Here is a 23,016-nt window from a genome sequence, read left to right on the forward strand (position 1 = left end):
ATTGAAGAGTTCTTCAATTGGTTAGTTGCTTCTGTTGACAGATGATCCAGGCGTGGAGGTCGGGGTGGACACAGTCGTTGAGGCGCTGCTGTCGCGGGTGCGGGCGGCCCGGGCTGCTCTGGCGGCCGCCCGGGCGGCCGAGGACCCCTACGCCGTCGCGGTGGCGCAGGACGAGCTGGACGACGCGGTGAGGTTCGCCCGCAGGCATGGGCTTGACGTCGGGGCGACAGAGCCGGGCGAGGGGTGATCGGGATGCCGGTTCCGTTGTACGAGGCGAAGGCGGAGTTCTTCCGGATGCTCGGGCATCCGGTGCGGATCAGGGTGCTGGAGCTGCTGCAGGACGGGCCGAAGCCGGTGCGCGACCTGCTGTCCGCGATCGAGGTCGAGCCGTCGAGCCTGTCGCAGCAGCTGGCGGTGTTGCGCCGTTCCGGGATCGTCACCGCTACCCGGACCGGCTCCACCGTGGTGTACGAGCTGGCGGGCGGGGATGTGGCCGACCTGCTGGCCGCGGCACGCCGGATTCTGTCCGTGCTGCTGGCGGGCCGGCAGGAGCTGCTGGAAGAGCTGCGTTCCACGGATGCAGCCCGGTGAAGGGCGGGCACCCGTTCCGGCCGTGGCGCAGACGTCAGCCCGCGGGGGTGATAGTGCATGTGGCGTCGCCCGTGCGGCGCCACGTCGTCTCGGTCCCGGTGGGGCCGGAGGCGGTACGGCTGGCTCGTGAGGCGGTGGCCGGTCGCTTCGGTGAGGTGGGCGTCGCGCCGGGCTCCGCGTCCGCCGACGCGGTGCTGCTGGTGGTCAGCGAGCTGGTCGTGAACGTGCTGCGTCACGCACCCCGGTCTCCGGTCGCGGACGTGGGGATGACGGTCGGGGCGGGGCATCTGGTCGTCGGCGTCGCTGATGCCGATCCGTGCCTGCCCGACCTCGAACCGGGCGCGATGGGGGCGGGGCTGCAGCTGGTGGCCGAGCTGGCCGGCGAGTACGACGGCGACGTCAGCGCGGAACCGGGCATCGACCATGACGGCAAGGTGGTCCTCGTCAGGTTCCGCATGCCGTCACAGGCCAGGTGAACGTGGAGATCGCAGGACAGGGAGATGACATCGTGAGTGATGGAGCCGAGGCGGCCGAGCAGCCGGCGAACACGACGCGCAAGGGGAAGGACAAGGACCGTGAGTGGCGGATCGAGCGCGGTGTAGCGATCCGGGCGGGCTTCTACATCTTCGGCACCCATCTGTTCGCCGGGTTCGTGTGGCTGCTCTTCTACCTCGGCGAGCACGCGCACAAGTAACCACGTCGCCAGGGTGTCCGGGCGCCTCCGAGAAACGAGTCATCGCCCCCCGGCCTGGGGCCGAACGGCCCTATGCAGCCGCTGGGGCATCGGTGACGCTGTGGATCGGCCCAGCTGATGGACGGCCGTTCCTCTCCCGCGGGCGGCTGTCCCATATGCCTCCCCGCCCCGGCGGACCGCCCTGGGCACGACTTGAAGATTTCTTCCATTGACGTTGCTGCGAACGGCGTGGATGACGGAGAAAGGACTGCCGAGGTTGATTGCTGTTGTGGGGCATGCGGATCTCGCGCCCTGGACCCTGGCCCTGCTGGAGGAAGAGCTGTGCGCGCGGCTGGCCCGGTGTGCCGAGGCCGGTCGGACGGGCCTGGTCCGGGTCGGGCAGGGTCTGCCGGTGGCGTTCGGACGAGCCGCGAAACAGGCCGGGCTGGCGCTGGTGACCGTGGTGCCCACGCTGAACCGGGTGCCCGCGCTGCTGCGGGAGCGGGACCGGCGGGCGGCCGGGGAATTGCTGCTGCTGTCCGAGCAGGTGCGGCTGCTGGAGTACGACCCGGCGGACCGAGACGCCTGCGTGCGCGCCGACGAGCGGCTGCTCCGGGCCTGCGCGCGGGTCCTGGCGATCTGGGACGGCACCGCGTCCAACGGTCGTGACACCACCGCTCACCTGGTGGCCTATGCGCGCAGCCACGGCATCGACGTCGAGGTGCTGTGGCCGGACGGTGCCGAGCGGGTACGGGACAAAGCGGGAGAGGAGCCGTCATGACGGCCGGTACTCCGCCGAGGGTTCGGATGGTCGAGCTGGGGCGGGACGAGGCGCTGAAACTGCTGGCCGCGGCGCCGCTGGGACGCGTGGTGTTCTCCCACCAGGCGCTGCCGGCGATCCGCCCGGTCAACCATCTCGTGGAGGCGAATGGCGACATCGTCATCCGCACGCACGCCGGCGGTGCATTGCTGGGGCGTGCGGCGCGGTCGGAGGTGGTGGCCTACGAGGCCGACGCTCTCGACCCGGCCACGCGCACCGGCTGGAGCGTGGTCGTCACCGGCGCCGCCAGCCCCGTCACCGATCCCGCAGAGTGTGCCCGCTACCTGACGCTGCTCACGCCCTGGGTCGACACGGAGATGGACCATGTGCTGCGGATCCAGGCCGACATCGTGACCGGATACCGGCTGGTGGGCGGCGACGCGGGTTCCTGACCGGTCACAGGTCGTTGCCAGCGTAGGACAGGTTGAAGCTCTTGTTGGTCAGCGGGAAGTCCGGGACGATCGTGTCGGCCAATGCCACCGGCAGGGCGGGCCAGTTGAAGAAGGACGGGTCGACGGGCTTGACCCGGGCCAGGCTGTGGTCGGGTGCGAGTTCGACGCGGGTGACGATGGTGCCGCGCCAGCCCTCGACCAGTCCCACGCCGGTGCCGGGGCCCGCGCCGGGCAGCGGGCGGGGCGCCGGCACGGCGGCGGGGGCGTCGAGTCCGTCGGTGAAGTGCTCGATCAGGGTGAGCGAGACCTCTATCTCCTGGGCGCGGACGAGGAAACGGGCCAGGACGTCGCCGGTGACGTGGACGGGGACGTCGAGTTGTGGACCGTATGCGGTGAAGGGGTGCGCCACGCGGGCGTCGTTGGCGATGCCGCTGGCGCGGGCGACGTAGCCGAGGCAGCCGATTTCCTGGGCCGCGGTGGTCCGCAGGACGGCCGTTCCCGTGAAGCGGTCACGGACCGTGGAGTGGCCGAGGGCGAGGTCGGCGATCTCCCCGATGTCCTCACGGATCGCCTTCAGCCGGACCGGATCGGGCAGGGCGCGCAGGGCTGCGCCGCCGGGGACGATGCCGCCGCGGAGCAGTCGGTGTCCGGTGATCTCTTTATTCAGGCGCAGGAGTTGCTCGCGGACGCGCTGGGCGTGGGTGTTGAGGATTCCGTGGCCGACGTCGTTGCAGAGCATGCCGAGGTCGGCGACGTGGTTGTGGATGCGCTCAAGTTCCAGCAGCAGGGCGCGGGCGCGTTGTGCCTCTGCGGGAACCTTGGTGCCGGTGGCCTCTTCGACGGCCAGGCAGTAGGCGAGCGCATGGCCGACGGCGGTGTCGCCGCTGATGCGCTCGGCCAGCGGCAGGCCGGCGGCGATGCTGCGGCCTTGGAACAGTTTCTCGATGCCTTTGTGGACGAACCAGAGGCGGGCCTTGAGTTTGAGGATGGTCTCGCCGACGACGGAGAAGCGGAAGTGGCCGGGTTCGATCAGCCCGGCGTGCACCGGGCCGACGGGGATCTCGTAGACGCCGTCGCCCTCGACTTCCAGGAAGGGGTAGGGGCCTTCCTGCTCGCCGAAGGCCGGCGGTGCTCCGGCGTCGGGGCGCATGGGATACCAGCCGCGCGGCCAGTGGAAGTGCCGGACGAGGCGGCGGGGCAGGGGGTGGCCCTGGGGGACGATGCCGAACAGGTCGCGCATCTCGCGTTCGAACCGGCCTGCGGGGAAGGAGAGAGGGGCGAGCGTGGGGACCTCGGGCCGGTCGGGGTCAAGGCGGACGTGGAGTTCGGTGCGCGTGTCGGGTGGGCCCGTCACGAACAGGTACACCACCCGCAGTCCGCCCTCGTCGTGGTGGGCGGCGACCAGGGCGAGCCGGTGGTCGGCGTCGAGCAGCTCTTTCGCGCGCTGCGGCAGGTCGGTGGCGTCGATCTCGTGGATGCTGCGCATCGCTTCAGCCTCCGATCGCCTGGGCGGCGGCGTGCAGCAGGTCGGTGAGCGGGCCGGTGGCCATGCCCAGGGCAGCGCAGGCAGCCAGACCCAGCGCCAGGGGCCACGCGGCGCCCGGGCTTTCCTTGGCCGGAGTTCCCGGTCCGAGCAGCATGCGGGCGGTGCGGACCGCGAGCGCGGCGAAAGCGGCCAGGACAAGCAGCAGGGCCACTGCGGTGACCCAGCTCAGGCCCGGACCGGCGGCGAACCCGGCCCGGGCGATGCCGAGTTCGGAGGCGAACAGGCTGAAGGGCGGGAAGGCCATCAGTGCCACCACTGCGAGTCCGAACGCTCCGGCCAGCGGCGGTGTTCGGGCGATGAGGCCGCGGACGCGTCCGATCCGTGCGGTGCCCGTCAGCTGGAGGATGTGGCCGGAGGCGCAGAAGGCGACGGACTTGGCGAGCCCGTGTCCGGCGATGTGCAGCAGCGCGGCGGACAGTGCGAGCGGGCTGCCGATCGCTGCGGCCAGGGCGATCAGGCTCATGTGCTCCATGCTGGAGTAGGCCAGCATCCGCTTGTAGTCGCGCTGGGCGAGCAGCAGGCCGGCCGCGAGGGCGAGGGTGAGCAGCGCGATGGCGGCGAGCAGGACGCGGGTGAAGTCGGTGCCGAGGGCGGCATCCGCGATGACGCGGTAGCGCAGGATCGCGGTGAAAGCGACCGAGAGCAGGACCCCGGACATGAGTGCGGAGACCGGCGCAGGGGCCTGGCTGTGGGCGTCGGGCAGCCAGGCGTGCAGGGGGATGAGGCCGGCCTTGGCGCCGAAGCCGAGGACGATGAGGGTGATGCCGAGGCGGGTGACCGCCGGGTCGAGCCGGTCGGCGCGGGCGACGAGGGTGGGCCAGTCAAGGGCCCATGCCTCCGTGATACCGGCCTGCCGGGCCGCGTAGTAGATCAGTACGGTGCCGAGGAAGGCGAGCGCGATACCGGCCGAGCAGATCACCACGTACTTCCAGGCGGCCTCCACCGAGGTGCGGGTGCGGCGGTGGCCGACGAGGAAGGCGGTAACGATGGTGGTGCCCTCGATGGCGACCCACAGCACGCCGAGGTTCGCGGTCACCACGGCCAGGCACATGGCCGCCAGGAACGCCTGGACCAGGACGTGGTAGCGCCGCACGGCCCGCTCGCTCGCCCTCCCGGCGTCGCGTTCGCCGCGCAGATAGGCGGGGGCGCTGCCGCAGGCGATGACTGCGACGGTACCGATGACCAGGAGCATCCAGGCAGTGAGCGCGTCCGCGCGCAGCAACCCGGAGTACGCGGTGCGCGGGCCGTCGGCCACCACATCGACCGCGAGCAGGCTCCCGCAGGTGAGGATCACGGCTGGTGAGACAAGAGCGACCCAGTCCAGCGGATACCGCTTGCGCCTCGCCGCAGTGGGCAGGACTGCCTGTTGCACCAGGACGGAACCTTGTGCGGATGCCCGCTTGCGGGCCTGGGTGAGCGCTGCGGCGAATGCTGCGGCAGGCGGCCGGGCGCGGGCTCTGCTCAGCGGGTACGCCCCGGCGACCAGCAGTGGCGCGGCGGCGGGTGCGGTGAGCAGCAGGGCGGATGCGGTGGGGCTCATCAGTCGTGCAGCTCCCGCAGGTCGTCGATGTCGGTGGTGCCGAACGCCTCACGCATCCGGGTGGTGAGGATCTGCAGCACCAAAACGGCCAGCAGTACGTCGAAAGAGACGCCGAGTTCGACGATCAGCGGCACCCCGGAGGTGGCGAGGAACGCGGTGGCGGTAATGCCGTTGTCCAGCAGCAGGAAGCCGACCACCTGAGCGAGGGCCCGTCTGCGGGTCACCAGGACGAAGAAGCCGATCAGGACGACGGCGAGGCCAACGGGAAGGGCCCGGGTGGCGGGCGTCGGGTTCAGCTCGGTCAGCGGGCGGGCCACCGCGTAGGCCAGCAATGTCAGCAGGGCCGCCGTCAGCAGCGAGGCGGCGACGTTGACCAGGGGCTGCGTCTCCCGGGTTTCCGCCACTGCGGTGCCGTACCGCTGCCGGTCGGCGGTGAGCGCGGCCAGTGCCCGGCGCATCAGATAGGGCAGGACACCGGCTCTGAGCAGGCCGATGCCGATGCCCACGCCGATGAGGTCCCAGCGTTGTTCGTGGGCGCCGAGGAGCATGGCGAGGGCGGCGAGCGCGATGCCCTGGAGGGCGAAGATCCGGACGATGACGGCCAGTTCGCGCACCCACAGCACGAGCACGGCCGCCAGCAGGAAGGCGCCGCAGGCCAGGTCGAGGAGCTGGGTGTAGAGGCCGCCGTTCATGAGGCTCCGGTCAGGAAGTACGAGGCGGTCACCGCGAGGAGCGCCAGAAGGAAGGATCCGGCGAGGAGTTCGGGCACGCGGAACAGCCGGACCTTGGCCCAGAACACCTCGGCCGCCGCCAGCACCGCGCCCAGCAGGACGAGTTTCGCCGCGAGCAGCACCAGGGCCACGGCCAGGGCGGCCCAGGAGGCGGTGGTGGCGATGCCCCAGGGCACGAACAGGGAGGAGAGCAGGCCGAGGAGCAGGGTGAGCCGCATCTGGGCGCCGAGTTCGACCAGTGCCAGGTCGGGGCCTGCGTATTCCAGCACCATCGCCTCGTGGATCATGGTCAGTTCGAGGTGGGTGGAGGGGTTGTCCACCGGGATCCGACCGGTCTCCGCGAGTACCGCCACCGCGAGCGCGGCCACGGCCAGGAGTCCGGCCGGGGAGGCGAGACGGACCGGTTCGTCGACGGCGCCGGTGACGATGGCGGGGATGTTGGTGGTGCCGGCCGGTATCGACAGGGCGAACACCGACAGCAGGATGGTCGGCTCCACCAGGGCTGCGACCGTCATCTCGCGGGAGGCGCCCATGCCGCCGAACGCGGTGCCGGTGTCCAGGCCGGCCAGGGCCAGGGCCAGCGTGCCGAGCGCGATCAGCGACACCACCACGATGAGATCCGCATGCCCGCTGACGGGGGTGTCGGTGGACAGCAGCGGCACGAGTGCGGCAGTGACCACGGCGGTGGCGACCAGCAGCGCGGGGGCGGCCCGGAAGGCGGGTCCGGTGCCGACCGGGGTGATCGGTTCCTTGCGCAGCAGTTTGCGGGCGTCCCGCCAGGGCTGGAGCGCCCCGGCCCCGGCCCTTCCCTCCAGGCGGGCCCGTACCTGGCGCATCCACCCGGTCAGCAGTGGCGCCCCGGCTGTGACCGCCACGATCTGGCCGGCCACGGCCGTGTATCCGACAGCACTCATGGGTTCGCTCTCACCAGCCCACCGCCAGGATCAACAGAAGGACGACCAGTCCGGCGAAGCCGTAGCCGAGATAGAGGTGAACGCTGCCGCCCGCCAGCCGCCGGGCCGCCTGCCCGGCACCGGCCAGGGCACGCAGCACGGGCTCGTACAGCCGGTGCTCGATCCGGTCGGGCACCCGGTGCTGGAAACGCACCCGCTCCACCAGGTACGCCGACTCCCGGACCGGGGTGACATCCACGTCCTGCTCCGGTGCGAGGACATCGTCGAAGACCCGCTGCAGCGGCTCGGCGAACGAGGTCGCGGTGTAGGCCATCCGCGGGGTCGGCGCCCCGCCCCCGCAGTCCCACAACCGTGCGTTCACCCGGCGCCGACGGCGCCCGTACAGCCGGGGCAGACCCAGGGCCAGCAAAATCGCGACGGTCAGGGCGGCCACCACCCACAGCGGCGACAGCGTCGCGGAGACATCGGCGAGCCGCACCGTGAGCCCACCACCCGACACCGCACCGCTGCCGGGAAGACCGACCGCGCCCACGGCCCTGTCAAGGCCGTCACCCAGCAGTCCCGGCACCAGCGCCAGGGCCGCACACCCCGCCCCGAGCAGCGCCATCCCGACCAGCATCAGCAGCGGTGCCTCCTTCGCAGCCGCCGCCTGCGGACTGCGCGGCCGGGCGAAGAAGCCCACCCCGAGCGCCTTGACGAACACAGCCGCGGCGATCCCGGCCGACAGCGCGATCAGCGCCACCGACAGGGGCAGGACGACCGCCACCGCGACGCCCGGGACAGCCAGCCCGTGGATCAGGGACTGCAGCAGCAGCCACTCACTGATGAACCCGTTGCCCGGCGGCAGCGCCACCGCACCCAGCGCGCCCAGCGCGAACAGCCCCGCCGTGACGGGCATCGGCGCGCGCAGCCCGCCCAGCCGGTCCAGGTCCCGCAAGCCGGTGGCCCGCACTACCGACCCGGCCGCGCAGAACAACAGGGCCTTGAACATGGCGTGGTTGACCACGTGCAGCAGCGCCGCGGCCAGCGCCAGCGCGGCCAGCGGCCGGTTTCCGTAGGCGGCGAACAGGCCCGAGGCGCCGACCCCGACGAGGACCAGGCCCATGTTCTCCGAGGTCGAGTACGCCAGCAGCCGCTTGAGGTCGGAGGCCATCGCGGCCTGCAGGATCCCGTACACGGCACTGGCGCCACCCACCGCCGTCAGCCCCAGCCACCACCACGCCGGCCCGCCGCCGAGCAGGTCGAGGCCGGTGCGGACGAGGCCGTAGACGCCGAGGTTGACCATGGCGGCGCTCATCAACGCCGAGACGGGGCTGGGCGCTTCGGGATGCGCGCGCGGCAGCCAGGCGTGCAGCGGCACCGCACCCGCCTTCGACGCGAACGCCGCCGCGACCAGGACGAACACCAGCCCGCGGACCGTGGGCGACACGGTGTGCGCGCCTGCCCGCAGCGCGGCAAAGGTCTCCCCGCCCGCCTGAGCGGCGAACAGCGCGAACCCGGCGAGCAGCAGCACCAGGCCGAGGTGGGTCATCACCGCGTACCAGATGCCCGCCTGCCGCACCGAGGCCCGCTCCCGGTGCTCGGCCAGCACCAGCAGCAGCGACGCAAGCGCCATCACCTCCCACAGGGCCAGGAACGTGGACACGGATGCCGCGACGGGCACCAGCACGAGGGTGAGCGCGAACAGCGGCAGCACCGCCTGCGCGGTACGTGAGCCGAGCCCGTGCGCGCCGTGCCCGGACGCGTACCCGGTCCCGTACACCGCGACCGCGGCCACGACGGCCCCCGCGACCGCCATGAAGAGACCCGCCAGCGCATCCACCGCCACATGCGCCCCAGCCAGCGGAATCAACCCGGGGAGACCCGCACTCCAGCGGCTGCCTTCCAGTGCGGCCACACCTGCCGTACCGCCGGCGACCCCCACACCCGTCGTCAGCACGCCGACGACCGGAACGCGCAGCCGGTAGGGAAGCGCGCACCCGGTCAGCGCTCCCGCGCCGGCCAGTGCGGTGGCCGGCGCGAGGGCGGCCGGGATCACGCTCACCGTCCCGTCACTCTCCGGAGCGCGGCGATGATCTCCGCCGGCTCCGGCGGGCACCCCGGGACCTGGAGATCCACCGGTACGACGTCGGACACGGCGCCCTCGACGCCGTATCCGCCCGCGAACTCCCCGCAGTTGATCGCGCAGTCCCCGACCGCCACCACGAGCCGCGGCTCGCCCATCGCCGCGACGGTACGCCGCAGCGGCTCGGCCATGTTCCGGGTCACCGGCCCGGTCACCAGCGCCACATCCGCGTGCCGGGGCGAGGCCACCAGCCGCGCCCCGTAGCGCTCGGCGTCATACATCGGGTTGAAGGCCGCCGCGATCTCGATCTCGCAGCCGTTGCAGGACCCGGCGTCCACGCACCGCACCTGCACCGATCCGCCCAGCTCCCGCGCCTTCTCGGGCACGTCGCCCGGCGGGCGCGGCGGAGCGGGTTCGGCCACCTTCCCGGTGGTGCGGATCCTGCGCAACAGACTCATGAACCCTCCCTGAGACGGTGAGGACTTCTCCGCAGGGGACCAACCGGCCATCCCGCGAGCAGAGTTACGGCACTTTTCCGACGCTTTGCCCCAATGGGGAATCTTTGCGAAGGCGGCCGCCTCCCGGCACCACAGAGCGCTGTCAACTCTCCGAGGAGACGGCCGCCGTCCTGGGGCCGCCGCTACGACGGCGGCTTCGCCTCCCCCTGCGCGGCCTGCAGGTCGGCGAGCAGCTCGGCCTGCCCGGCCAGCACGCCGGACAGGATCCCCCGTGCCACCCGCAGCAACTCCGCGAGGTCCGGGCTGGCCAGCGAGTAGTACACGTTGGAGCCCTCTTTCCGGGTCCGCACAAGGTTTGCGCGCCGCAGTACCGCGAGCTGCTGGGACAGGTGCGCTGCCTCGATGCCCACCTCGGGCAGCATCTCCGCGACCGCGTGCTCGCGCTCGCTCAACAGCTCCAGGACACGGATGCGGGCCGGGTGGCCGAGCGTTTTGAAGAACTCGGCCTTCAGCTGGTAGAGCGGCGTACTCACCTGACCGTCTCCTCCCCCGTACAGCAGCACGGCACCACCGACCGGTGCTCGGCGCATCGCATCCACCCACTCGTCAAGAACATGCGGCCCATCCTCGCCTGCGGAACCGGCCAGGCCGAAACCGCACCGGAGGAGAGGACCGCCGAATCCACCAGTGATGACCTCAGGAATTGCTAACATTAGCAATTCCTGAGGTCTTGTGAGGAGGGTTGCGTGCGGATCACCCCGCTGCACGGCAGTGGCGTCGCCTGGTTCAAGTGCCCCGGCTGCCGCCTGAAGTGCCGGCCCACCGCCCTTGCTCCGGACGGCAGCTGTCCGCGCTGCGGCGAGTCACGCCTGCTGAAGTTGGCCTTCGGAGGCCGCGGCGATCAGCCGGCCCCGTATCCCCGCCAGGGATGAACCCTGCACGGCAAGCGGAGCTGGAGAGGGATGCGATGGGCGACTGGGATCTCCAGCCCGGCAGTGGAGTCTGCTTCGAGTGGGGCCCACCGGCGCGCGACGCCTCGCGCTGGAGGCGGCCTGTCTGGTCATCGTCGACGTGCTGTCCTTCACCACGTCGGTGAACGTCGCCGTCGAGAAGGGCATCCGCGTCCTGCCGTTGGGGTGGCCGGACGGCTCCGGGGCGGATGCCGAGAAGGCTGCCGCCGCGTATGCACGCCAGCCAGTGGGGGGCGGGCTGGCCGCCCACCGTCTCACCGTCACCCCCGCGACCCCGTGGTCCCCGTCCCCCGCGCACCTGCGCGCCGCGCCCGCCGTGGCCCGCCTGGTACTGCCGTCACCGGGCGGCGCGTCCATCGCCGCCGCCGCACGACCCGGGATACGGGTGATCGCCGCCTGTCTGAGCAACGTCACCGCGGTACGCAGCTGGCTCGTCTCCCGCGGCTACGGCAGCCCCGAACATCCCGTCGCGGTGATCGCCGCCGGCGAGCGGTGGCCCGACAGGAGCCTGCGTCCCGCGCTGGAAGACCTGCTGGGCGCCGGCGCCCTCATCTCCGAGCTTGGCTCCCAGGGCGCGGGTCCGCTGTCCACGGAGGCCGCGGCCGCGAAGGCGGGTTACGAGGGCACCGCCGGCCTCGCCCACGCGATCAGCGCCGGCGCCTCCGGGCGCGAGCTGACCGTGATGGGATTCGCCGAGGACGTGGCGATCGCCACCGAGAAAGACTCCTCCACGCTCGTGCCCGTCCGGGACGGCGACAACGCCTTCGCGCCCGGCTGAGCGCGGCAGGTCACCCGGCGCTCGGGTCACCGGCGGGCCAGCCGGTGGTCTGCCACGACTGACGTGCCGCGGCCGGTTCCCCCGGCTGGATGCCGTGCCCGGCGAGCGCGGCGGGCAGGTCGGCGTGGACCGGAATCAGCGGGCCGTCACTGGTGGGGACGAGGGAGCCGTCGGCGGGGATCGCGGCCAGCTCCAGGCTGCTGCCCGCCCGCGCAAGCAGGCGGGCAGCCTCGGTGATCGCCAGCTGTCCCTCGGCCGACCAGCCGCTCAGTTCGGTCAGGTCGACGACGACCAGACCGGTGCCGCGGGCCAGCGCCCAGCCGACGGCTCCGGTGAAGCGACGCGCGGCGTCCGGGCCCAGGTAGCCGGCAACCGAGAGGATGCCCAGATCGCCCTCGACGGTGTAGCGCCACTCGATGGTCATGGTGATGCACTTCCTTGCGCAGGTGGCCGGCCGGAGTCTGCGTCCGGTTCACAGGGGGAGGGTGATCCAGATGCTCTTGCCGCCACCGTCGGCATCCGCCCGGACCACCGCGGTGCCGCCCAGGGCGAGCGTGAGTTCCATGACCGTGGCCAGGCCGCTCGTCCCGGTACCGGTGACCGCTCCGTACAGCGGCGGCTGGTAGGGGTGGCGGTCGTGAACGGCGAAGGCCAGGCAGTCCGGACCCGCCGCGTAGATCACGGTCACCGTCGGGGAGACGATGGCGGCGTGCCGGACGCTGTTGGTGACGAGTTCGGCGAGGATCAGCAGCGCCGGATCCACCGTGGGGTGACGCAGCCCGATGCCCCACTCGACCAGGGCCTGCTCGGCGGTTTCGCGGGCTGACCGTACGGCGGACGGCTCGCTGGGCAGGGTGAGCACATGACGGTAGGGCAGCGCTTCCAGCTGAGTGAACATCATGCCTCCGCGCGGGCAAGGCGGAAACCAATGACGGCCTTGGGGTGCAGGCGCAGCAGGGTGTCGTGCGGGCCGTGGCTCCAGCCCGCGAGGGTGCGCCGGCAGTGGCCGGCCTCGTCGAGGTCGGTGATCACCTCAGCGGAGCCGGACACGGTGACCGTCCACCCGGTGCCGGAAACGGTACGGATGTCATCGACGTGGTACGTCGCCGTCGCAGGCACCACCGGGGCCGGCACGGGTGTGCGGACGACGAGCCGGCCGTACTCCCACACGTGGTGGGCGGGCCGGATCACGGCCAGGTCCCGCTGCGCGTATACCAGCCGGCCCAGCGTGCTGCCTTCCAGCAGCCACAGAGCCTCCGCGCCGGAGACCTCGACCAGACGAAGGGGGGCGGGGGGAGAGCTCATCGCAGGGCTTCCTCGCTGGAGGTTCGAGGCTTCTGGGCGGGAAGGGCCGACAGGACTCCGGCCGTTTCCAGGTGATCGCGGGCGGCCCGGATGGCCTCGGGGGTGGTGGCGTACTCCCGGCCCTCGTGGCGCAGCAGGTCCAGCGCGCCGACGGAGTCCAGGACCTGGCGCTGGCCGGGGCGTATGCCGGAGGTCATGACGGCGATGCCGCGCCGGTTGAGTTTCTCGACCGCGTCCTTGAGGACGAGGGCGCCCGTGGCGTCGATGGTGGTCACGCGGGACATGCGCAGGATGACGACGCGGACGTCGGCGACCTCGGCCAGTTCCAGGAGGAAGCGGTGGGCGGCGGCGAAGAACAGCGGTCCGTCGAGGCGGTAGGCGGCGATGTGCTCGGCGAGCAGCGCGTGTTCTTCGGCGCTGTGGTCGCCGCGGTCGAGCGGGACCTGGTCCAGGCGGGCCTGCTTGGCGACGGCGCGCAGGGCGAGGGCGCCCGCGACGACCAGGCCGATGATCACTGCGTACACGAGGTCCAGTGCCAGGGTCGCGACAGCGGTGAGGACGAGGATCAGGGCGTCGGAGCGGGTGGCCTTCGCCATCGCCCTGAGCGAGCCGACCTCGACCATGCGGATCGCGGTGACCAGCAGCACGCCCGCGAGCGCGGCCAGCGGGATCCTGGAGACGAGGGGCGCGGCCGCGAAGACGATCACCGCGAGAACCGCGGCGTGGATGAGGGCGGCCAGTCGGGAACTCGCGCCGGTGCGGACGTTGACCGCGGTGCGGGCGATCGCTCCGGTCGCGGGGACACCACCGAACAGCGGGGCGGCGATGTTGGCCAGGCCCTGACCGAACAGCTCCCGGTCCGGGTCGTGCTTCTGCCCGACCGTCATGCCGTCGGCCACCGACGCCGACAGCAGCGACTCCAGCGCGGCCAGCGCCGCGACCGCGACGGCGGGAGCGAGCAGGGAGCCGAGAGCGCCTGAGTCCAGGAAGGCGAGGGACGGCGCGGGCAGTCCGGACGGCAGGTCACCGATCGGCTTCGCCGCGTCCAGGCCGGCCACCTGCGCCACGGCGGTAGCCGCGATCACCGCGAGAATGGAGAAGGGGATCGTGGGCCGCCAGCGGGCCCCGGCCAGCATGACGGCGGCAACGGCCAGGGCGAAGGCGACGGCGGTCCAGTTCGGATCCTTCGCGAACTCCTCCAGGGCTCGCCAGGTCACCACGAGGACGCGGTCGCCCGCAGGCTTGGGCACCCCGAGCGCGTTCGGGACCTGCTGCAGACCGATCACGCAGGCAATGCCGAAGGTGAACCCCTCGACCACGGGCGCGGGCACGTACTGCATGTACTTGCCGGCCTTGAGCAGGGCGAGCCCGACGAGCATCACGCCGGCCATCAGCCCCACCGTGAGCACCCCGGTCGGCCCGTGTGCGGCGACGATCGGCACGAGTACCACGGTCATCGCGCCCGTCGGCCCGGACACCTGCAGATTCGAGCCGCCGAACACGGCGGCGAGCGCACCGGCGACGACCGCGGTCGCCAGTCCCGCCTCGGCGCCGAGCCCGGAGGAGACGCCGAAGCCGAGCGCGAGCGGCAGCGCGACGATCGCCACGGTCAGGCCGGCCAGCAGGTCCCGGCGCGGGTCGCGGCGTATCTGAGCCAGATCGCTCCGGCCCGGCAGCAGCGCGGCGATCCGGCCCCGGATCCGGGTGAGGGCGGACGTCATCGCGCGGCGACCTCGCCTTCGCGCAGCTCGGCCAGCAGCTCGTTCTGCCCGGCCAGCATCTCGGTGAGGATCCGTCGCGCGGCCTTCATCAGGTTGGCGACGTCCCCGCCGGCCAGCGCGTAGACGACCGTCGAGCCCTCCCGCGTCGAGGTGACGATGCCTGAGCGGCGCAGCACCGCCAGCTGCTGCGACAGACTGGACGGTTCCACCTCGATCGCGGCCAGCAGGCTGCGTACCGGCATGGGTCCGTCCTGCAGCAGCTCCAGCACCCGTATCCGTACCGGATGCCCCAGCATCCGGAAGAACTCGGCCTTGGCCTGGTACAGCGGAATGGACACGACCCCTCGACTTCCCCGACAGCGCCCCACCCGGGGCCAAGCGACGGCTGTACCCACGACTACCTGCGAGCAGAGCAAACACAGCATCTAACCAATTGCGAAATTTTGCAATTCAGCATCCGGTGGGTGCGCTGAGGAGTTCCCGGGGACGGGGTCAGCCCTTCTTGACCACGCTCGACTTCAGCTGCATCGCCCCAAATCCATCGATCTTGCAGTCGATGTCGTAACCGTCGACCCCGTCGACCAGCCGGATGTTGCGCACCTTGGTGCCGGCCTTGATGCCCGAGGGGCTGCCCTTGACCTTGAGCGCCTTGACGACGACCACGCAGTCGCCGTCCTGCAGGACGTTGCCGACGGCGTCCCTGACGACCTTCTCGGCAGGGGCGCCCGAGTCCACGGCACGCAAGGCGGACGGGTCGGAAGCCCGGGCAGGAACCCACCCCGTACACGGGAACCCTGTCCGAGGACGGAACCTCGCTCGCGGGGCCGGGAGGCTCTCTCTGCAGGCCACGGCCCGGCACCGTCATGCTGCTGCCCCGCTACCGCTACCCCAGCGACCTCGAATGGGCCCTGCTCGCACCCCCTCCCGACGCCCGCATGCCAGACCCCGAGAGGCGGCGCTTTCGAGAAGTGCGCTCGGCGCCGGGTGGTCGACTCGATCCGCTACATCCTCGGCAACGGGGCGAAATGGCTTGCACTGCCCGCCGACTTCGGCATCCACTGGCAGCGCTCCGCGAGCAGTGCTCGTCACGTGCGGAACGAGCCGTCACCGGGTGCGAGTTGTTGAGGTGCCAGGGACTGACGGGCCGCACCGGCCCGGCCGCCGTCGGGCATTCCCGGGCATGTGACGCGGGGACCGCAGCACTCAGTGCAGCCTAGTCGTCGAGCATGCCCGTGTTGTATTGGTCGTGCCTGACCCGGAAGGCTTTCAACTCTTCGCGGCTGCGCTGCGAGTACTCCGCCACCTTCTCGAAGTACTCCTCCCTGGGAGCTCCCGGCGTGAAGAGCAGCAGCAGCGACACCGGGTCGTCACTGTCGTTCTGGAAGGCGTGGAGCCCGCCGGCCGGTACGTAGAGGAAGTCTCCCTCGCCTGCTGTGACCCAGCGTTAGCCGTTGTAGAGCCGGACCTCGCCGGACAGGACGTAGAAGGACTCGGAGATCGTACGGTGAAAGTGTTCCGTCGCGCCCATGGCCTTCGGCCCCTTCCTGGGCCGCTACCTGTTCAACATCAAGGCCAGCGGCCCCGGCCAGGGCCTGCGCCCCTTCCGCGACCCCGACGCCGCTGAGGACGACGAGGAAGAGACCTGACATCCCGGGCGTATCCGGGACGTCAGGCCGTTCGTTCGCTGCTTGCTACCGGGCCCTGGGGCCGGGGGCGGGCGGGGTGCGCGGTCGCAGGCGCTCTCCCTGCGGCCCGAACATGATCAGGTACTCGACCGGGCCGCCGGGACCGGCGTTCGCGACCCCATGGGGATTGCGGGTGTCGAACTCGGCGACGTCCCCGGCACTCAGGACGAGGTCCTGGTCGCCGAGTGCGAGCCACAGCCGCCCGTACAGGACGCACAGCCATTCCCAGCCGTCGTGGGAGACCTGCCGGGGCCGCGCGGGCGGCTCCTGGACGGCGGGCAGGACGTGTTTGTGGGCGTGCAGGCCCCCGACGTACCGGGTCAGCGGCAGCACCGCCTTGTCGTCGCCGAAACGCTGGAGCGCGGAGGTGCGGGGCTCGGCGGCGGGAGCGGTGCCGGCCAGCTCGTCCAGGGAGACGCCGTACTCCTTCGCCAACTGCAGCACCACTTCCAGGGTGGGCTTGCGTCGGCTGGTCTCGATCCGCGACAGCGTGCTCGGGGAGATGCCGGTCGCGCAGCTGACGCCGGTGAGCGTGGAGCCGCGGTGTTCGCGCGCGGCCCGCAGCCGGGGGCCCATCGCCGCCAGCGTGTCGGCCACGTCGTCGCCTGTCACCCGCTCTGCCCCCTTCCGGACGTGCCGCCCCACCACCCTGCCCTGCAAGTTTGCCAGAGTGGCAAGGGTAATCGCGGTGGACGGTCGCTGCGCCGCATGATCGATGCGTACCTGCATCCACCCGCGAACCGAGGAGAAGCCCCCATGCAGCCCGAGCCGTCCGCCGCACTCCGCCACCGCACCGTCGAGGCCCCGGCCGGGCGCCTTCACCTGGTCGAGCAGGGCACCGGCCCGCTGGTCCTGCTCGTGCACGGCTTCCCCGAGTCCTGGTACTCCTGGCGCCACCAGCTCCCGGCCCTCGCCGCGGCCGGCTACCGGGCGGTGGCGATCGACGTGCGCGGCTACGGCCGCTCCTCCAAGCCTGCGGAGACCGACGCCTACCGGATGCTGGACCTGGTGGAGGACAACGTCGCCCTCGTGCACGCCCTCGGCGAGGAGAACGCGGTGGTCGTCGGCCACGACTGGGGCTCCAACATCGCCGCCACCTCCGCCCTGCTCCACCCCGAGGTCTTCCGGGCCGTCGCCCTGCTGAGCGTCCCGTACGCGCCACCCGGCGGCCCCCGCCCCACCGACATCTTCGGCCAGATCGGCGGCCCCGAGCAGGAGTTCTACGTCTCCTACTTCCAGGAGCCCGGCCGCGCCGAGACGGAGATCGAGCCTGACGTGCGGGGCTGGCTCGCGGGCTTCTACGCCGCCCTGTCCGCCGACACCATGCCCACCCAGGGCGAGCCCGACCCGCACTTCGTCGCCCACGGCGGCCAGCTGCGTGACCGTTTCCCCGCAGGCATCCTCCCGGCCTGGCTGGCCGAGGACGACCTCGACGTTTACGCCGGAGAGTTCGAGCGCACGGGTCTGACCGGCGCCCTCAACCGCTACCGCAACATGGACCGCGACTGGGAAGACCTCGCCCCCCACCGCGGAGCCCCGATCAAGCAGCCGTCCCTGTTCATCGGCGGCGCCCTGGACGCCTCCACCACCTGGATGTCCGACGCTATCGACGCCTTCCCCACCACCCTCCCCGGCCTGACCGCCTCCCACCTCGTAGAGGGCTGCGGCCACTGGATCCAGCAGGAACGCCCCGAGGAGATCAACCGTCTGCTGACCGGCTGGCTCAACACCCTCACGCGTTGAACCGCCAGGCACGGCCGGGGCTTGGGTGAGCAATAGTCCCCGATTTCCGCGTTCGTCCCCCAGGTCCCGGCACCACTGACAGTGCCAGGACCTGGGCCTGGTACCTCGTCCGGGTGACCGCAGGCCGTCGGACGTTCCAGGCAGCAGGAAGTCCTCGACTTGGCGGACATGCACAAAACTCTGCACCAGCAGCGATCGCCAACCCGCGTCGCTCCAACTGCAGTAGCCACGTTGTACGTACTGATCTTCATCGATGTCGGCATACGGTGCCAGATCGAACGCGAGGGACGCGAACACGTGAATTCCTCTTGGTGTCGGCGGAGGACGCTCGCTGACGTCGACAGCGCGGTGTCGCCGTAGAACAGTCGGCGGTCCCGAAGGAGCATCGTGATCTGCCCCGGGGACACGATCAGAACTGTCGTTCACCTGGGGCCTGTCTTTCGGAGCAGGCCGGCCCGGGCCGATGGCACCTCACGGCCGGCCTTGGTGATCGCGGCAGCAGGACGCGGTCGACACGCACGGCCCGTCCGCCACCTCGCGAGTGGCGGACGGGCTGTCGCCGGTAGGGACTGAGTGCGTCGGCGCAGCAAGGTCGGTACGGCCGTTCTGCGCCTTTAGGGCCCGGACGCGACGGCGGAGGGCACCGGGTCCGGGGCGGTGGAGGGCACTGGATGCGGGACGGTGGAGGGAGGGGCGACGGTAGGGGTGGAATGTTGTGCGGGTGGTGCCGGGCGGGGGTGGTCCGGGGTGTTGGAGGACAGCAGGAGGACGGCGGCGGCTGCGGCCGCGGCGGTGGCGGCGACGGCAATGGACAGCACCCGCCGGATCCGGCGGGTGCCCCAGGTACTTCCGGTGGGCGGGCGGGCCGGTGACAGGTCGTGGGCGCTGATGAGCCGCCCGCGCGCTTCGAGCGCGGCACGCAGCCGTTCCTCGAGCGGCGCCCGATTACTCATCGGTCCACCTCCAAAAGTTTTTCCAGTGTGGCGAGCGCGCGGCTCGCGGTCGACTTGACGGTGCCACGGGACACGCCGAGGGTCTCGGCGATCTGCGCCTCACTCAGGTCGGACCAGTAACGCAGGACGAGTACCTCGCGCTGGCGTTCGGTGAGCTGTGCCAGCGCGTCGAAGACCTGCCGGTGCTCCTCGGCGAGCAGCAGCAGTTCGTCGACCGGTGCTCCCGGGCCCTGGTACGGCGGGGTGTACGCGCGCGCGGTGCGCCGCCGGCGCAGCACCGAGCGGGCGGCGTTGACCACCGCGGTGTGGAGGTAGGCATGCGCGTCCTGGAGGTCGTCCAGCCGTTCGCCGTGCCGGCGGCAGACGGTGGCGAAGGCATCCTGGACGACGTCCTCGGCGGTGTGCAGGTCGTCCACCAGGAAGGCCGCCAGCCGGACCATGTCGAGCCGCCGGGTCCGGTACAGATCGGCGAGGGTGGGGGAGTCTTCCTCGCCGTCCCGGTCGGCCACCGAGCGCAGGTGCCGGAATCGTCGGCCGGGGTGCGGCGCGCCCGACGCCGGAGTGGAGGAGGTGGTCCGGGCGCGGCGCAGTAGCCGGGCCCACCAGGGCAGGGCAAGGGTGAGCTGCATCGTCCTCGTTCACATCAGGGATACGGCGGGGCCGGCTCCGGTCCGGCCCCGCCCCACGCCTAGGGTCGGCGGCTCAGCGGCCGGTGTTGCCCGGGTAGGGCTTGCCGTTCGCGTCACCCGGGACCGGAATCGGATCGGTGTCGGCGGAAGTCCGCTTCCCCGAGGTGGAAGGCACGGCAGACGGGTAGGGCTTGCCGTTCGCGTCACCCGGGACCGGAGTCGGATCGGTGTCGGCGGAGGTCCGCTTCCCCGAGGTGGAAGGCACGGCAGACGGGTAGGGCTTGCCGTTCGCGTCACCCGGGACCGGAGTCGGGTCGGTGTCGGTGGAGGTCTGCTTGCCCGGGGTGGAGGGCACGGGCTTCGGGTCGGCCGTGGCCGACGTGCCCGGGTGCGCGTGGCCGGAGCTGGCCGCCTGAGCGGCGATGCCGCCGCCCACCACCAGGGCGAGACCGGCAGCCGACCCCAGCACCCAGGTGCGCAGGGAACGGTTCGACTTCTTGGCGCGGATGTGCCGCATAGGAAACGACTCCAAAGAGTAGAGACAACGCTGAAGGTCGGGCAGCGCCGGGACTGCAAATCCCGTCCCGGAAACCGCCTTTCACCCCACCAGACGTGCGGCCCCACCCGGGGTTGTCGCGATCCGCGAAAAAATCTGCAGCCTTCGTGGGTCCAGCCGGTGAACGTCCACGCGTGGACGGCGGTGATGCCCTGGGCGGGGCCGCCCGCGCTCCGCGCAACCACTTCACCGACACCTGCGGCGCCCTCGCCCCGCTCGGATACCCAGCCCTCCACCGCCTCGCCGGTCCGCTGCGCAAGGCCGCCACCGACGCCGGCGACACCGGTCTGATGCATCTGTGGCCGCGCACCGGCTACCGCCCGGCCCGAGGACATGGTCATGGTCATGGTGACGATCTTCAGCCTCACCCGCAGCGCCGAACTGGCCCCAGTCGGACACAGCTATCGCGAACAGGCCGCGCCCTGGATGACCACCACTCCTGCCGGCATGCCGCCGTGATGTGGTTCGAGCCCGGCGCCGGCCCCGATGACGGCCGCCGCTTCTATGCCTGCGATGGTCACGCGGGGCAGTTCGCCCGGAGCGTGGTCATGGCGTCGGCCGCAGGCGGAAAGGTCGTCTGAGAGAGGCTCTCCCTGCTCCCTCCAGCCAGCACAGTTCGCGCGCTGCCGACAGCACATGCGTGGAGTCCGTCCGGGCCCGGCCCGCGCTCTTGAGCAGCCGCTTGTCACGGGCCGCGACCAGGACGCCGTCCAGCACCCGCCGCCCGGCGTCCGCCCCAGCCAGCCGGTCACGGAACTCCGACAGCACCGAGAAGTCGAAGCCCGGATCGTCCAGTTCCAGCCCGAGCGCGTACTTGAAGTCGATCCTGGCCCGCACTGCTTCAGCGGCCTGCCGGTCGGTCAGCCCCTCCACGAACTGCAACACCGACACCAGCGCCAGCCCGCCCGGTGACCAGGCCGGCCTGCCCCGCGCCGGGAACAGGTCCGCGAACTCCTCGTCTTTGAACAACGAGCCCAAATCGTCCCGCACCCGGATCGCCAGGCTCCCCTTCGGGAACGCGGCCCGAGTCACCCGCACCGTCTCCGCCGGGATCTCCCCAGACCCCTTGAGCCTCCGCCAACTTGAAGACGCAGGTCAAAGGGCTGGCGTGACGGTCGCCCCAGGTTCTCACGCTGGTCGGAGGCGGCAGTCTCCGGAGTAGATCGTCTGTCAGCGGTTGGCTCCCGCCCAGAACCGGTCTCGATGTTCTGACCGTTCTGTTCTTCAGGGCCGGTGACCCGGCACCGCCGGTGTCAGGACCAGGTGATCTCGCCATGGCGGTCGATGAAGCGTCCGGTGCCGGCACCGGGCCCCTCGGTGGCGAGGGCGACGATCGCGTCCGTGCCCTCGGTGACGGTCTGGGAGCCGCTGTAACCGTTTATTTCGGTCGCGGTGTAGCCGGGGTCGGCGGCGTTGACGCGAATACCCTTGAGCCCTTTGGCGTACTGCGTGGTCAACATCGTCAGCGCCGCCTTCGAGGCGGCGTACAGCGGCACGGCGACGAGCGACTCGGACCGGCCGGGGTCGTGGGTGAAGGCGAGGGAGCCCATGCCGCTGCTGACGTTGATGATCACGGGGTCGTCCGAGCGGCGCAGCAGCGGCAGGAACGCGGTGGTGGTGCGGACGACGCCGATGACGTTGACGTCGAGGACGGCGTGGGCGTCTGCGGCGGTGAGGTCGCCGGGATCACCGAAGGGTCCCTGTACCCCCGCGTTGTTGATCAGGACGTCGATCCTGCCCTCGTGCTCGGCGACGTCCGCGGCGGCGGCGGCCACGGACGCGTCGTCGGTCACGTCGATGGGGACGAAGCGTGCGCCCAGCGCGGCGGCTGCCTCCTCACCCCGCTCACGGTCGCGGGCTCCCAGGAGAACGGTGTGACCGCAGGCGATGAGGCGGCGGGCGGTCTCGCGGCCGATGCCCTTGTTGGCTCCGGTGATGAAAGTGATCGTCATGCCTTCGATGGTTGCCTTGACGAGGGAGCTGGACCAGGGACGCTTCGACGGTGGGAAGACCAGTACCACCCTTGCGCCCCCGCCTGTGATCGGGGATGCAGGAGGATGAAGAGCATGACGACGACACCCCCCGGGGCCGGACTGGGCGCGGCGATCCGCACGTGGCGGAACCGGCTGCCCCCGTCGGCCGCCGGGCTGCCGGTCGTCCGCAAGCGCCGGGCTGTCGGGCTGCGGCGCGAGGAACTGGCCGACCTGGCCGGAGTGTCGGTCGACTACGTCGTGCGTCTGGAGCAGGGGCGGGCCACGACACCCTCGGCGTCGGTGGTGGCGTCCCTGGCGCGCGCTCTCCAGCTGTCCACTGCCGAGCGGGACCACCTCTACCGGCTGGCCCAGATCGTGCCGCCGGCGGACGGCACGATCTGCGGCCATCTCCCGCCCGGTATGCAACGAATGCTCGTCCGCCTCGGAGACGTACCGGTGGCCGTGTTCGCGGCGGACTGGCAACTGGTGTGGTGGAACCACGGGTGGGCCGCCCTGCTGGGAGACCCCTTGGCCTCGCCGCCGCGGATGCGCAACTTCGCCCGCGACAGGTTCCCGGTGGGCGCCGATCACACCCCCCTCGTGCTGTGGCCGGTCACCGAGACGGACCCCGACACCGCCGACGCCGCCCTCGTCTCCGATCTGCGCCGCGCCACCGGCCGCTTCCCCCGGGACAGTCGCCTGGCCGCGCTGGTCCGCGACCTGAACGCAGGCAACGAGAGGTTCGCCGAGCTGTGGGCGACGGGAGAGGTGACCGCGAACCGCGAGGTGCGCAAGAGGGTCGATCACCCGTCGGTGGGCCTGGTCACGGTGGACTGCGATGTCCTGACCGACGGCGACACCGAACTCAAGATCGTCATCATGACCGCCGCGCCGGGCAGTGAGGACGAGACCAAGCTCCAGCTCACCACCGTCGTCGGCCCACCGGCCGGCACGCGCAACTGATCCGCCCCG

General features: G+C 71.5%; 26 protein-coding genes and 3 pseudogenes. 9 read left to right on the forward strand and 20 right to left on the reverse strand.

The genetic code is table 11. The annotated features are described in order from the left end of the window. The first annotated feature begins 64 nt into the window (after window positions 1-64). The 6 genes from ACWGKQ_RS39430 (at window position 65) to ACWGKQ_RS39455 (ending at window position 2,476) form a co-directional block, all read left to right on the forward strand. Complete coding sequence (locus ACWGKQ_RS39430; RefSeq protein ID WP_453296870.1) at window positions 65-247, forward strand: hypothetical protein; 183 nt, start codon at window positions 65-67, stop codon at window positions 245-247. 5 nt (window positions 248-252) lie between these two features. Next, window positions 253-591, forward strand: a complete 339-nt coding sequence (locus tag ACWGKQ_RS39435) for an ArsR/SmtB family transcription factor (RefSeq protein WP_453296871.1) — start codon at window positions 253-255, stop codon at window positions 589-591. A 59-nt stretch (window positions 592-650) separates the two neighbouring features. After that, window positions 651-1,067, forward strand: a complete 417-nt coding sequence (locus ACWGKQ_RS39440) for an ATP-binding protein (protein ID WP_453296872.1) — start codon at window positions 651-653, stop codon at window positions 1,065-1,067. A gap of 32 nt (window positions 1,068-1,099) precedes the next feature. Beyond that, the gene (locus tag ACWGKQ_RS39445) at window positions 1,100-1,285 is read left to right on the forward strand and encodes a DUF6126 family protein (RefSeq protein ID WP_453296873.1); all 186 of its coding nucleotides are present in this window, start codon (window positions 1,100-1,102) and stop codon (window positions 1,283-1,285) included. Window positions 1,286-1,541: 256 nt separating this feature from the next. Further along, window positions 1,542-2,045 (forward strand): DUF834 domain-containing protein, encoded by a 504-nt coding sequence (locus ACWGKQ_RS39450; RefSeq protein WP_453296874.1) that lies wholly within the window; start codon window positions 1,542-1,544, stop codon window positions 2,043-2,045. Continuing rightward, a complete protein-coding gene (locus ACWGKQ_RS39455; protein ID WP_453296875.1) occupies window positions 2,042-2,476 on the forward strand; it encodes a pyridoxamine 5'-phosphate oxidase family protein in 435 nt (144 codons plus the stop codon). Before ACWGKQ_RS39450 ends, ACWGKQ_RS39455 begins: the two co-directional genes overlap by 4 nt. Before the next feature lie 4 nt (window positions 2,477-2,480). Here ACWGKQ_RS39455 and ACWGKQ_RS39460 read toward each other — a convergent pair whose 3' ends face one another. From ACWGKQ_RS39460 to ACWGKQ_RS39490, 7 genes are all read right to left on the reverse strand, one after another. After that, the gene (locus ACWGKQ_RS39460; RefSeq protein ID WP_453296876.1) at window positions 2,481-3,962 is read right to left on the reverse strand and encodes a hydrogenase large subunit; all 1,482 of its coding nucleotides are present in this window, start codon (window positions 3,960-3,962) and stop codon (window positions 2,481-2,483) included. Window positions 3,963-3,966: 4 nt separating this feature from the next. Beyond that, window positions 3,967-5,562 carry a proton-conducting transporter transmembrane domain-containing protein gene (locus ACWGKQ_RS39465; protein WP_453296877.1) on the reverse strand — a complete coding sequence of 532 codons (1,596 nt, stop codon included), beginning with the start codon at window positions 5,560-5,562 and terminating at the stop codon, window positions 3,967-3,969. Beyond that, window positions 5,562-6,254, reverse strand: a complete 693-nt coding sequence (locus tag ACWGKQ_RS39470) for a hypothetical protein (protein ID WP_453296878.1) — start codon at window positions 6,252-6,254, stop codon at window positions 5,562-5,564. The genes ACWGKQ_RS39465 and ACWGKQ_RS39470 overlap by 1 nt, the downstream gene beginning before the upstream one ends. After that, window positions 6,251-7,207 carry a respiratory chain complex I subunit 1 family protein gene (locus ACWGKQ_RS39475; protein ID WP_453296879.1) on the reverse strand — a complete coding sequence of 319 codons (957 nt, stop codon included), beginning with the start codon at window positions 7,205-7,207 and terminating at the stop codon, window positions 6,251-6,253. Before ACWGKQ_RS39475 ends, ACWGKQ_RS39470 begins: the two co-directional genes overlap by 4 nt. A gap of 10 nt (window positions 7,208-7,217) precedes the next feature. Beyond that, a complete protein-coding gene (locus ACWGKQ_RS39480) occupies window positions 7,218-9,251 on the reverse strand; it encodes a proton-conducting transporter transmembrane domain-containing protein (protein WP_453296880.1) in 2,034 nt (677 codons plus the stop codon). After that, complete coding sequence (locus tag ACWGKQ_RS39485; protein WP_453296881.1) at window positions 9,248-9,730, reverse strand: NADH-quinone oxidoreductase subunit B family protein; 483 nt, start codon at window positions 9,728-9,730, stop codon at window positions 9,248-9,250. Before ACWGKQ_RS39485 ends, ACWGKQ_RS39480 begins: the two co-directional genes overlap by 4 nt. 182 nt (window positions 9,731-9,912) lie before the next feature. Then, a complete protein-coding gene (locus ACWGKQ_RS39490) occupies window positions 9,913-10,263 on the reverse strand; it encodes an ArsR/SmtB family transcription factor (protein ID WP_361305377.1) in 351 nt (116 codons plus the stop codon). Between the two features lie 478 nt (window positions 10,264-10,741). Here ACWGKQ_RS39490 and ACWGKQ_RS39495 point away from each other — a divergent pair, with 478 nt between their 5' ends. Next, window positions 10,742-11,479, forward strand: coding sequence for a 2-phosphosulfolactate phosphatase (locus ACWGKQ_RS39495; protein WP_453296882.1), 738 nt, complete (start codon window positions 10,742-10,744; stop codon window positions 11,477-11,479). A gap of 10 nt (window positions 11,480-11,489) precedes the next feature. Here the strand turns inward: ACWGKQ_RS39495 and ACWGKQ_RS39500 are convergent, their stop codons facing one another. From ACWGKQ_RS39500 to ACWGKQ_RS39535, 8 genes and pseudogenes are all read right to left on the reverse strand, one after another. Further along, window positions 11,490-11,903, reverse strand: coding sequence for an STAS domain-containing protein (locus ACWGKQ_RS39500; RefSeq protein ID WP_453296883.1), 414 nt, complete (start codon window positions 11,901-11,903; stop codon window positions 11,490-11,492). Window positions 11,904-11,951: 48 nt separating this feature from the next. Next, entirely contained in the window at window positions 11,952-12,377 is a 426-nt protein-coding gene (locus tag ACWGKQ_RS39505) for an ATP-binding protein (RefSeq protein WP_453296902.1), read from the reverse strand. After that, on the reverse strand, window positions 12,377-12,784 hold the full coding sequence (locus ACWGKQ_RS39510) for a pyridoxamine 5'-phosphate oxidase family protein (protein WP_453296884.1): 408 nt from the start codon (window positions 12,782-12,784) through the stop codon (window positions 12,377-12,379). The genes ACWGKQ_RS39505 and ACWGKQ_RS39510 overlap by 1 nt, the downstream gene beginning before the upstream one ends. Beyond that, window positions 12,781-14,505, reverse strand: a complete 1,725-nt coding sequence (locus ACWGKQ_RS39515; RefSeq protein WP_453296885.1) for a SulP family inorganic anion transporter — start codon at window positions 14,503-14,505, stop codon at window positions 12,781-12,783. Before ACWGKQ_RS39515 ends, ACWGKQ_RS39510 begins: the two co-directional genes overlap by 4 nt. Further along, window positions 14,502-14,843, reverse strand: a complete 342-nt coding sequence (locus ACWGKQ_RS39520) for an ArsR/SmtB family transcription factor (protein WP_453296886.1) — start codon at window positions 14,841-14,843, stop codon at window positions 14,502-14,504. Before ACWGKQ_RS39520 ends, ACWGKQ_RS39515 begins: the two co-directional genes overlap by 4 nt. Before the next feature lie 154 nt (window positions 14,844-14,997). Beyond that, window positions 14,998-15,219: pseudogene (locus ACWGKQ_RS39525) on the reverse strand (PhnA domain-containing protein); the annotation flags it as partial. Between the two features lie 499 nt (window positions 15,220-15,718). Then, window positions 15,719-16,045 (reverse strand): annotated as a pseudogene (locus ACWGKQ_RS39530) (cupin domain-containing protein); the annotation flags it as partial. A 151-nt stretch (window positions 16,046-16,196) separates the two neighbouring features. Next, a complete protein-coding gene (locus ACWGKQ_RS39535; protein WP_406203299.1) occupies window positions 16,197-16,802 on the reverse strand; it encodes a helix-turn-helix domain-containing protein in 606 nt (201 codons plus the stop codon). A 144-nt stretch (window positions 16,803-16,946) separates the two neighbouring features. Here ACWGKQ_RS39535 and ACWGKQ_RS39540 point away from each other — a divergent pair, with 144 nt between their 5' ends. After that, window positions 16,947-17,933 carry an alpha/beta fold hydrolase gene (locus ACWGKQ_RS39540; protein ID WP_453296887.1) on the forward strand — a complete coding sequence of 329 codons (987 nt, stop codon included), beginning with the start codon at window positions 16,947-16,949 and terminating at the stop codon, window positions 17,931-17,933. 614 nt (window positions 17,934-18,547) lie between these two features. Here the strand turns inward: ACWGKQ_RS39540 and ACWGKQ_RS39545 are convergent. The 5 genes and pseudogenes from ACWGKQ_RS39545 to ACWGKQ_RS39565 all read right to left on the reverse strand — a co-directional run bounded on the left by ACWGKQ_RS39545 (window position 18,548) and on the right by ACWGKQ_RS39565 (window position 22,023). Then, a complete protein-coding gene (locus ACWGKQ_RS39545) occupies window positions 18,548-18,886 on the reverse strand; it encodes a hypothetical protein (RefSeq protein WP_453296888.1) in 339 nt (112 codons plus the stop codon). Then, on the reverse strand, window positions 18,883-19,515 hold the full coding sequence (locus tag ACWGKQ_RS39550; RefSeq protein WP_453296889.1) for a SigE family RNA polymerase sigma factor: 633 nt from the start codon (window positions 19,513-19,515) through the stop codon (window positions 18,883-18,885). Before ACWGKQ_RS39550 ends, ACWGKQ_RS39545 begins: the two co-directional genes overlap by 4 nt. Before the next feature lie 73 nt (window positions 19,516-19,588). Further along, window positions 19,589-20,032: a hypothetical protein gene (locus ACWGKQ_RS39555; protein WP_453296890.1), complete on the reverse strand. Its 444-nt coding sequence runs from the start codon at window positions 20,030-20,032 to the stop codon at window positions 19,589-19,591. Between the two features lie 639 nt (window positions 20,033-20,671). Continuing rightward, window positions 20,672-21,124 (reverse strand): annotated as a pseudogene (locus tag ACWGKQ_RS39560) (transposase); the annotation flags it as partial. A gap of 200 nt (window positions 21,125-21,324) precedes the next feature. Continuing rightward, a complete protein-coding gene (locus ACWGKQ_RS39565) occupies window positions 21,325-22,023 on the reverse strand; it encodes an SDR family NAD(P)-dependent oxidoreductase (protein WP_453296891.1) in 699 nt (232 codons plus the stop codon). Window positions 22,024-22,128: 105 nt separating this feature from the next. Here ACWGKQ_RS39565 and ACWGKQ_RS39570 point away from each other — a divergent pair, with 105 nt between their 5' ends. After that, the gene (locus tag ACWGKQ_RS39570) at window positions 22,129-23,007 is read left to right on the forward strand and encodes a helix-turn-helix transcriptional regulator (RefSeq protein ID WP_453296892.1); all 879 of its coding nucleotides are present in this window, start codon (window positions 22,129-22,131) and stop codon (window positions 23,005-23,007) included. Window positions 23,008-23,016: the final 9 nt, after the last annotated feature.

This window comes from Streptomyces sp. NPDC054770, assembly GCF_053611985.1.